Annotated in this window: 3 protein-coding genes and 1 pseudogene; 1 reads left to right on the top strand and 3 read right to left on the bottom strand. The window is 61.6% G+C overall.

Going from position 1 to position 2,314, the window contains the following annotated elements; genetic code table 11:
* Nucleotides 1-92: 92 nt before the first annotated feature.
* Both EN925_RS32445 and ykgO read right to left on the bottom strand, forming a co-directional pair.
* The gene (locus EN925_RS32445; protein ID WP_063169173.1) at nucleotides 93-698 is read right to left on the bottom strand and encodes a hypothetical protein; all 606 of its coding nucleotides are present in this window, start codon (nucleotides 696-698) and stop codon (nucleotides 93-95) included.
* Nucleotides 699-810: 112 nt separating this feature from the next.
* Complete coding sequence (gene ykgO / locus EN925_RS32440; protein WP_006203764.1) at nucleotides 811-936, bottom strand: type B 50S ribosomal protein L36; 126 nt, start codon at nucleotides 934-936, stop codon at nucleotides 811-813.
* Between the two features lie 240 nt (nucleotides 937-1,176).
* Here ykgO and EN925_RS32435 point away from each other — a divergent pair.
* Nucleotides 1,177-1,600, top strand: a pseudogene (locus EN925_RS32435) (lysozyme inhibitor LprI family protein).
* A gap of 6 nt (nucleotides 1,601-1,606) precedes the next feature.
* Here the strand turns inward: EN925_RS32435 and EN925_RS32430 are convergent.
* Nucleotides 1,607-2,314 (bottom strand): ATP-grasp domain-containing protein (locus EN925_RS32430; protein WP_128337227.1); only part of this gene is annotated, 708 nt, incomplete at its 5' end.

Here is a 2,314-nt window from a genome sequence, read left to right as displayed (position 1 = left end):
GAGTAGGGGAGTAGGGGAGTAGGGTGTGTGTTCCGCAGGTGCGATCTGCCCCTACTGTCTTACTGCCCTATTCCCTTACTCCCCTAGAGCAATCAAATGCCTTCACCGGCAAGTTCCTCCGAAATCGTGCCGACCTGGTCCTGGGCGCTGCGCATCATCGGATAGATGGCCAGCACCTTTTGCCAGGCCTCGAGCGCCGATTGCTTGTGGCCGGTCAACGCCATGATCTGCGCCAGGCCGGACAGCGCACCGAAATGGCGCGGCTCGAGCTGCAGCGTATGGTCGATGTCGGACATCGACTTGCCGTAGTTCTTCATCATGAAATGGACGGTGGCGCGCCGGTTCCAGCCCTCGGCATAAGTAGGCTGCAAAGTCACCACCTGGTCGAGGAAATCGAGCGCGACGTCGAACTTCTGGCCCTCGACGGCTTTTTGCGACCATTGCATCATCAGGTCGATCGAGGCGCTGCCGGATTGCGACCACTCGCTCCAGATGTTGCCGGCGATGCGCTCCGCCGCCTTTTCGTTGCGTTCGCGTTTCAAGTCGCTGAACAGCTGATCGAGGCGGGCTTGTTTCGTCGTTGGGGCGGGCGGCGCATCCTGAGTGGACGGCGGCGCGACAGCACCATCCGCCCATGCCGGGCCATAAATGACGCCGGAAACAAGCAGAGATGTCAAAAATGCAAAAGGAATCCGCATCGCCGGACTCTAGTCCCGGGCGAGAGAACGTCAAACTGAATTTGGCGTGAAAAGGCCGGCAGACGGCGACAAGCATCAAATGGGCGGAGGCGACAGCCTCCTGCCCGAAAACTCAGCCCTGACGTGCCTTGTAGCGCGGGGCGGTCTTGTTGATGATGTAGATGCGGCCCTTGCGGCGAACCAGCTGGTTGTCGCGGTGACGCGCCTTCAGCGCCTTGAGCGAATTCTTGATCTTCATGGTCTTGCCTGTCGGTGTGGACCCGGTTGGGTCGAAATTTTAAGGCGCGCCAGAAGACGCGCCTTTGAACTGTGGGTGGCTCATAAACGAGGAGCCTTGTCCCTGTCAACCGCAAGCGTGCTCCATAGCGGCTGTGAATCATCCCTGTCATCAATTATCCGCCATGTCTGCCTTGCGGCATTGCGCGGCCCTGGGCCGGCTGGGATGATGCGGTCGCCGTGAAATGATTTGGAGACGACTATGCGCCGGATGTTCCTGGCCGCCTGCCTTGTCCTGCTGGCGGCAGCTTCGGTTGCGCGCGCGCAGGAATGCGACCGCAGCGACGACAGCCAGCAAATGATGAACATCTGTGCCGGCGAGGATTACCAGGCGGCCGACGCCAGGCTCAACACGGCCTATCAGAACCTCACCAGCTCGGACGATGCCAACGGCAAGAGATTGCTGCAGGTGGCGCAACGCGCCTGGATCACTTTTCGCGATGCCGAGTGCGCGCATTCCACCGCCGCCAGCGAAGGCGGATCGATCCATTCGATGGAAGTTTCGCAATGCCTGACCCAGATTGACCAATGACCGCGTCAAGCAGCTCGCTGCCGCGGCCAATTGCGAGGAAGGCGATGGGAGTTGCGCCAATACAGGGCAGGACGAGAGCGACGACGCGCAGTAGGCAACCTTATGAGGCGCGACGTCTGATCCGAGTGAAATGACCCATCTTGCGGCCGGGCCGCGCTTCGGTCTTGCCGTAGAGATGCAGCATCAGATCGGGCTCGGCGAGAAGCTCCGGGACGCGCAGCACATCGTCGCCGATCAGGTTTTCCATCACGCAGTCGGAATGGCGGTCCGGGCCGCCGAGCGGCAGGCCGGCGATGGCGCGGATATGCTGCTCGAACTGCGAAACGACACAGGCGGCTTCCGTCCAATGGCCGGAATTGTGCACGCGCGGCGCGATCTCGTTGGCCAGCAGCGAGCCATCGGCCAGCACGAAGAACTCGACGCCGATGACACCGACATAGTCGAGCGCCGCAAGGATCTTCGATGCGGCCGTTCGGGCTGCTTGCGCCGTCTCCGGCATAATGGCGGCCGGCAAGGTCGATGTGTGGAGAATGCCGTTGCGATGGATATTCTCGGCTGGATCGTAGGCGACAACCGCACCGTCCAGCCCACGCGCCGCGATCACCGATATCTCGCGCTCGAACGGCACGAAGGACTCCAGAATCAGCGGCACATTGCCCATCGCCTCGCATGTGCCGGCAAAACCGCCGGCTTCCATGTTGCGGAAGACGCGCTGGCCCTTGCCGTCATATCCCATGCGCCGGGTCTTCAGGATGCCGCTGCCGTCGAATGCTTTCAGCGCCGCCGCCAGCTCGTCATCATTGTCGAC

Origin of the sequence: Mesorhizobium sp. M7A.F.Ca.US.006.04.2.1, assembly GCF_004022915.1 — a bacterium.
GTDB classification, from domain to species: Bacteria; Pseudomonadota; Alphaproteobacteria; order Rhizobiales; family Rhizobiaceae; genus Mesorhizobium; species Mesorhizobium ciceri.
The sequence above is the reverse complement of the archived record's forward strand: the minus strand, read 5'-3'. Positions and strand labels throughout refer to the sequence as shown.

Excerpts from the sequence above, each read along its gene's own strand:
- ykgO (WP_006203764.1), bottom strand. The coding sequence starts at position 936 with ATGAAGATCAAGAATTCGCTCAAGGCGCTGAAGGCGCGTCACCGCGAC.
- EN925_RS32445 (WP_063169173.1), bottom strand. The coding sequence starts at position 698 with ATGCGGATTCCTTTTGCATTTTTGACATCTCTGCTTGTTTCCGGCGTC.